Here is a 7,352-nt window from a genome sequence, read left to right as displayed (position 1 = left end):
TCTCTGAATCACATCTTGGACGACCTGTTTTGCAGCCTTCCCCTGCAAAATATGATTTTAGGTCAATGTGATCTATTACATCACAGAAAGTATATACCGGATCTGAAATATCAATAATTTTTTCGATTTCCAATGGTAATTTTAATTGTTTTGTTATAAAATTATTATTAGTAAAATTATTTGGTATCATAATTTAATTTTACCAAAAAATCGCTGTAAGTTTAATGCCTACAGCGATTTTCTTTTTAGGAGAGTTTTTTTACATCCCCTTTTATATAGATAAATATTTAATTACATCTTCTCGTGGAATGTTCTATTTATAACATCTAATTGTTGTTCTCTTGTTAACTTAATGAAGTTTACAGCATATCCTGAAACTCTGATAGTTAATTGAGGATAGTTTTCTGGATGATCCATAGCATCAAGTAATGTTTCTCTATCAAATACATTAACATTTAAGTGATGAGCATCTTGTCCGAAATATGCATCCATCATGTTACTTAAGTTAGAAATTCTTTGTTCTGGTGTTTTTCCTAATGCATCTGGTATTATTGAGAATGTATTAGAAATACCATCTTGAGAATGTTCGTATGGTAACTTAGCTACTGAGTTTAATGAAGCTAAAGAACCTGAGTTATCTCTTCCGTGCATTGGGTTAGCTCCTGGAGCAAATGGTTCACCAGCTTTTCTACCACATGGAGTAGTACCAGTCTTCTTACCATAAACAACATTTGAAGTTATAGTAAGGATTGATTGAGTGTGGTATGCATTTCTGTAAGTCTTATTCTTTCTGATTTTGTTCATCATGTTTTCTACTAAGAATACAGCTATATCATCAACTCTGTCATCATCATTTCCGAATTTAGGGAAGTCACCTTCAACTTCGAAGTCAATAGCAATTCCTTCTTCATTTCTTATTGGCTTAACTTTAGCATATTTAATAGCTGAAAGTGAGTCGGCACAAACTGAAATACCAGCTATACCACAAGCCATTGTTCTAAATACATCTCTATCATGTAAAGCCATTTGTAAGCTTTCATATGAATATTTATCATGCATATAGTGGATAACATTTAATGTATTAACATAAAGGTTAGCTAACCAATCTGTCATAGCATCGAATTTTTCCATTACTTCATTGTAATCTAAGTATTCAGAAGTAATTGGTTCCATCTTAGGTGCAACTTGAACTCCTGATTTTCATCTTTACCACCATTAATAGTATAAAGAAGAGTTTTAGCTAAGTTAACTCTAGCTCCAAAGAATTGCATTTGCTTACCAATTTTCATAGCAGAAACACAGCAAGCTATTGCATAATCATCTCCCCAATATCTAATCATTAAATCATCATTTTCATATTGTACTGAGCTTGTGTCTATTGATACCTTAGAACAGAAATCTTTAAATCCTTTAGGAAGTCTTGTTGACCAAAGTACAGTTAAGTTTGGTTCAGGTGATGGTCCTAAAGTATAAAGTGTATTAAGCATTCTAAATGAGTTCTTAGTAACTAAAGTTCTTCCATCTATACCCATACCAGCAATTGATTCAGTAACCCAAGTTGGATCTCCTGAGAAAAGGTCGTTATATTCTGGAGTTCTTAAGAACTTAACTAATCTTAACTTCATTACGAAGTGGTCCATTATTTCTTGAGCTTCTTCTTCTGTAATTACACCATTTTTTAAATCTCTTTCTATATAGATATCTAAGAAAGTAGAAGTTCTACCAAGTGACATTGCAGCACCATTTTGTTGTTTTATTGCTGCTAAGTATCCAAAGTATAGCCATTGTACAGCTTCTTTAGCATTAGTAGCTGGCATAGATATATCTAAACCATAGCTTAAAGCCATATCTTTTAATTCTTTTAAAGCTACTATTTGATCAGAAATTTCTTCTCTTAGTCTGATAACTTCTTCATCTATACAGTTAACTTCTAAAGATTTCTTTTGCTTTAATTTATCTTCTATTAAAGCATCAACTCCGTATAAAGCAACTCTTCTGTAGTCACCTATGATTCTTCCTCTACCATAAGCATCTGGAAGACCAGTAACTATACCAGACTTTCTAGCTAATCTCATTTCGTCTGTATAAGCATCAAATACTCCTTGGTTATGAGTTTTTCTATGCTTAGTAAAGATTTCAGATATTAAAGGATCTACTTCATATCCATAAGCTTTAGCAGCATTTTCAGCCATTCTTATACCACCTTGAGGCATAACAGCTCTTTTTAAAGGTGCATCAGTTTGTACTCCAACAATTTTTCTAGAGCTTTATCAATATAACCAGGGTTATATTCATTTATTCCTGAAACAGTTTTTGTATCTACATCTAATACGCCACCGTTTTCTCTTTCTTTTTTAAATAATTGGCTAACTTCATCCCATAATTTAGTTGTAGCTTCAGTTGCCCCCCACTAAGAAACTAGCATCCCCTTCATAAGGAGTGTAGTTAGTTTGTATAAAGTCTCTTACGTTAATTTCTTTAGTCCATTTACCAGTATTAAAACCTGTCCATTCTTTTTTTACAATAATTCCCTCTTTCGTAAAATAATTAACATATATAATATATAAGGTCTATATTAACTATTTAAATGATTATTAATTAATATTAGATGATTGCTGATAATGGTTATTAATTAATATACATATAATTTGACATTATTTTTTTAAAAAATCAATAGTTTAATTAATGGAAAATAATAAAAACATTGTTATGAGGATATTATCGTAGAAAAAATAGAAGCATTAATACTAAAAAGATAGTATTATGGCGTAATTGTGCGAATTTTAGAATTAAGAAATTTGCTATATGTAGCAGGACAGTGATTTAATAATAAACTTAAATAATCTAGATCATTAGAAAAACATAATGTTAAGAAAAATGAAAGGAATATGTCAAAACCAAAAGTACTCAAAACTTAAAAAGTAAATTAAACTTATTTGCGGAAAATTATCTGATGTAAGATTAAGGCGTATTCATTACACACCTATAAAGGTAGTGAAAATTAAATCATCCAAAATAATTGTATAATATTTATTGAAAGAGATATATGCTATTAATAATAGAATATGTAGTTGTTGTTTTGGTGAAAAGATATAACACCTTGAATAAAGAATTAAACATACTTTATAAAGTTTCATAGGGTTTTGGCAAGGAAAAACGATGACTTGATATATTTAATTATAATAAAAAATGGAATTAGAAAAAGTATTAAGAATATTGACATATAACAGAAGTTAAAATATAATTTAATAGAATTTAATATTAAACGATGACTAGGATGAGTAAATTTATTGTTACTATGTTAGAGAGAAAGTGGTTGGTGAAAACTTTTTAGTATGTATTTTGAAGCTACCTATGAGTTTTATGAGTATCTAAGAGATGTATAGAGTTTATACATAATTAGGGTGGTACCGCGGAAGTTATGCTTTCGTCCCTTGCATTATAGGGATGAGGGCTTTTTTTAATATATAAAGAATTTGGAGGAAGAAAAATGAACAAAATTGGCACAAATGATTTACGTGAAGAATTTTTAAAGTTTTTTGAAAGTAAAGGTCATTTAAGAATGCAGAGCTTTTCTCTTGTACCTAAAAATGACAACAGTCTTTTATTAATAAATGCAGGGATGGCTCCTTTAAAACCATATTTTACAGGTTTACAAGAACCACCAAGAAGAAGAGTTACTACATGTCAAAAGTGTATAAGAACTGGAGATATCGAAAATGTAGGTAAGACATCAAGACATGGTACATTCTTTGAAATGCTTGGTAACTTCTCTTTTGGAGATTACTTTAAAGAAGAAGTAATTCCATGGGCTTGGGAATTCATAACTGAAGTTTTAAAATTACCAAAGGAAAAATTATATGTAACAATTTATCTTGATGATGATGAAGCTTTTGATATTTGGACTAAGAAAACTAATATAGATCCAGAAAGAATCTTTAGATTAGGTAAAGAAGATAACTTCTGGGAAATAGGGGTTGGACCTTGTGGACCATGTTCAGAAATTCATTATGATAGAGGAGCTGGAGATATAAGAAAGGTTGAAGATTTCTTAAAGGCTGCTGATGAAGATAGAGTAGTTGAATTCTGGAACTTAGTATTTACACAATTTGATAAAGATGAAGATGGAAATTATAACAGATTAGCTCATCCAAACATAGATACAGGAATGGGTCTTGAAAGAATTGCAACTATAATGCAAGGTGTAGATAACATATTTGAAATTGATACAGTTAAGAACATATTATCTAAAGTTTCAGCAAAGGCTGGGGTTAAGTATGGAGAAAACAATTCTACAGATGTATCTTTAAGAATAATAACTGACCACGTAAAAGGTGTTACTATGCTTATTTCAGATGGTGTTTCACCAAGTAATGAAGGTAGAGGATATGTACTTAGAAGACTTCTTAGAAGAGCTGCAAGACATGGTAGACTTCTTGGAATAAAAGAATTATTCTTAACAGAAATAGTAGATGAAGTAATTGCAAATTACGGCAAAGCTTATCCAGAATTAGTTGAAAAACAAGATTATATTAAGAAAATGGTATCATTAGAAGAAGAAAGATTTAATGAAACTATAGATTCAGGAATTAATATATTATCAGAATATATTGATGAATTAAAGAAAGAAAACAAGACAGTATTAGATGGTAAAAAAGCATTTAAACTTTATGATACATTTGGTTTCCCTTATGAATTAACAGAAGAAATTTGTGAAGAAAAAGGTTTAACTATAGATAGAGAAACTTTTGAAAAGGAAATGGAAGACCAAAGAACAAGAGCAAGAAATGCAAGAGGAGAAAGTTCTTACATGGGAAGTGAAGAACTTGCTATAAATAAACTTGATGCTTCAATAAATACTGAATTTACAGGATATACTAGTGTTGAAGGAGAAGGTAAAGTTTTAGCTTTAGCTGTAGATGAAGACTTTAAAACTTCTTTATCTGAAGGAGAAAAAGGTTATGTTATAACAGATAAAACTCCATTCTATGCTGAAATGGGTGGTCAAGTTGGAGATACTGGTATAATAACTACTGAAGGTGCAAAAGTTAGAGTTTACAATACTAAGAAAAATGTAGGTGGAAAGACTATACATTATGTAGAAGTAGAAGAAGGTACTATAAGTGCTGGAGATAATGTGACTCTAAAGGTAGAGGCAGCAAGAAGAAATGCTATATGTAAAAACCATACAGCAACACATATGCTTCAAGAAGCTTTAAAAGAAGTATTAGGAGATCACGTAAACCAAGCAGGTTCATATGTTGATGAAGAAAGATTAAGATTTGACTTTACACATTTCCAAGGCTTAACTTCAGAAGAAATTGAGAGAGTTGAAAAAATTCTTAATGAAAATATAATGAAGGTTTACAATGTTGAAACTAAGCTTATGACTTTAGAAGAAGCTAAAGAATCAGGAGCAATGGCGCTATTTGATGATAAGTATGGTGAAAAAGTAAGAGTTGTATGCGTTGGAGATTTCTCAAAAGAATTATGTGGTGGTACACACGTTAAAAATTCAGGAGAAATAGGTTTATTCAAGATATTAAATGAATCTGGTGTTGCAGCAGGTACAAGAAGAATTGAAGCTGTAACTGGAATGGGTGCAATGAAGTATGTTGAAGAAAAACAAAAAATGTTAAAAGAAGCATGCAGTGCATTAAAGTGTAATGAAAAAGATATATTAAATAGAATTTCTATGCAAAATGCAGAATTAAAAGAAAAAGATAAAGAAATAGCAGAACTTAAGAGCAAATTAACAAGTGGCGCTGAAGATGATATATTAAATTCAGCTAAGAAGATAAATGATTTAACTGTTGTATCTTATGCATTAAAGGATGTTGATGCTAATGCTCTTAGAGATTTAGCTGATAAGATCAGAAATAAGATAGATACAGGAGTAGTTGTATTACTAAGCGAAAATGATGGAAAGGTTAATTTAGTAGCTATGGCAACTAAAGACAGCGTACAAAAAGGTATTCACTGTGGTAAAATAATTAAAGAAGTTGCATCTGTTGTAGGCGGAGGCGGAGGAGGAAGACCAGACATGGCTCAAGCTGGTGGTAAGAATCCTGAAAAAATAAATGAAGCTATCCTTCACACTTACGAAATAATTAATTCTTTAGCAAAATAGTATACAATTATTAAAATTTAGAGTATAATTACTTGTATAAGGAAGAGAAATATGGAAATACTAATAATAGTAGATAAATATTATCCTTATAATAAATGTAAGGGGGTGAGCTGCTTAAAGTTGCAGCATTATTATGAGTAATGATATAGAAAGAACAATGCAGTTTGATGTTTCTAAGAATAAAGAAGTCTTAACAAAAGCGATATTAACAGAGGTTTATGATTCACTACAAAAAAAAGGATATAATCCAATAAATCAGCTTGTCGGATATCTACTTTCTGGAGACCCTACTTACATTACAAACTATAACGGAGCAAGAGCTTTAGTACGGAAACTAGAAAGAGATGAAATCCTAGAAGAAGTAATTAAATCTTATTTAGAGATAAAATAAAAGAAGGTGCCCGTTTAGTGCGGGCACCTTTTAAAATATATGAAACTTGGAGCTGAAAAATGAGAATATTAGGTTTAGATGTAGGACAAAAAACTATAGGTGTGGCTATTTCGGATCCTTTAGGCTTCACTGCCCAAGGAATAACAACAATAAGAAGAGAAAAGAAAAGCAAAGATATCGAAGAAATAAAGAAGATATGTGATGAATATAAAGTAGAAACTATAGTTATAGGTCTGCCAAAAAACATGAACAATTCTATTGGATTTGCAGGGGAAAAGATAATGGAATTTTCTGAAATGATAAAAGAAGAAATAGATATAAAAATAGAATTTTGGGACGAAAGACTTACAACAGTAGCAGCTCATAGAGCTATGCTTGAAGCAGATTTGTCAAGAGGAAAAAGAAAGAAAATTGTAGATAAGATTGCTGCAACCTATATTCTTCAAGGGTATCTTGATAGACTTTCAAATATGAAGTAAAAAATTAGTTGAAAATAATTATTGACAATATCTATAATAAATACTTAAAATGATTACTAAAGGAGCGATAATAAAATGATAAAAGATATAGAATTTATATATTTATTAAATGAAGAAGGTATAGAAGAAAAAATGAAGGTTATTACTTTCTTTAGAATAGAAGATTTAAACAGTGAATATGTTGTTGTTACTCCAGCTGATTTAGAAGCGGACGAAGCATATGTATTAAAATATGTTCAAGATGAAAATGGAGAAGACAACTATATTACTATAGATGATGATCAAGAATTCGATATTGTATCTGAAACATATGAATTATTAATGCAAGAAGATATAGAATAGAAAATTGTGG

5 protein-coding genes, 1 pseudogene and 1 other annotated feature are annotated in these 7,352 nt (G+C 30.3%); of the genes and pseudogenes, 4 read left to right on the top strand and 2 right to left on the bottom strand.

Annotated elements, in window-relative coordinates:
• Together BM384_RS03865 and pflB are read right to left on the bottom strand one after the other, a co-directional pair.
• The coding region (locus BM384_RS03865) for a hypothetical protein (protein ID WP_347455050.1) at window positions 1-190 on the bottom strand (190 nt) is incomplete at its 3' end.
• 101 nt (window positions 191-291) lie between these two features.
• Window positions 292-2,525 (bottom strand): annotated as a pseudogene (gene pflB, locus BM384_RS03860) (formate C-acetyltransferase).
• A 734-nt stretch (window positions 2,526-3,259) separates the two neighbouring features.
• Window positions 3,260-3,438 (top strand) — a binding site (T-box leader).
• 52 nt (window positions 3,439-3,490) lie between these two features.
• On the opposite strand from pflB, the gene alaS reads away from it, so the two are divergent.
• The 4 genes from alaS (at window position 3,491) to BM384_RS03840 (ending at window position 7,342) form a co-directional block, all read left to right on the top strand.
• Window positions 3,491-6,130: an alanine--tRNA ligase gene (gene alaS / locus BM384_RS03855; RefSeq protein WP_090011252.1), complete on the top strand. Its 2,640-nt coding sequence runs from the start codon at window positions 3,491-3,493 to the stop codon at window positions 6,128-6,130.
• A gap of 133 nt (window positions 6,131-6,263) precedes the next feature.
• Window positions 6,264-6,521 carry an IreB family regulatory phosphoprotein gene (locus BM384_RS03850; protein ID WP_090011250.1) on the top strand — a complete coding sequence of 86 codons (258 nt, stop codon included), beginning with the start codon at window positions 6,264-6,266 and terminating at the stop codon, window positions 6,519-6,521.
• Between the two features lie 59 nt (window positions 6,522-6,580).
• Window positions 6,581-7,000, top strand: coding sequence for a Holliday junction resolvase RuvX (ruvX, locus tag BM384_RS03845; protein WP_090011248.1), 420 nt, complete (start codon window positions 6,581-6,583; stop codon window positions 6,998-7,000).
• Window positions 7,001-7,075: 75 nt separating this feature from the next.
• Window positions 7,076-7,342 (top strand): DUF1292 domain-containing protein, encoded by a 267-nt coding sequence (locus tag BM384_RS03840; RefSeq protein WP_090011246.1) that lies wholly within the window; start codon window positions 7,076-7,078, stop codon window positions 7,340-7,342.
• The last annotated feature ends 10 nt before the right edge of the window (window positions 7,343-7,352 follow it).

Origin of the sequence: Clostridium sp. DSM 8431 (assembly GCF_900116755.1) — a bacterium.
Classification (GTDB): Bacteria; Bacillota; Clostridia; order Clostridiales; family Clostridiaceae; genus Clostridium.
Note: the sequence above shows the minus strand (reverse complement) of the source record. Positions and strands in the feature narration are given on the sequence as shown.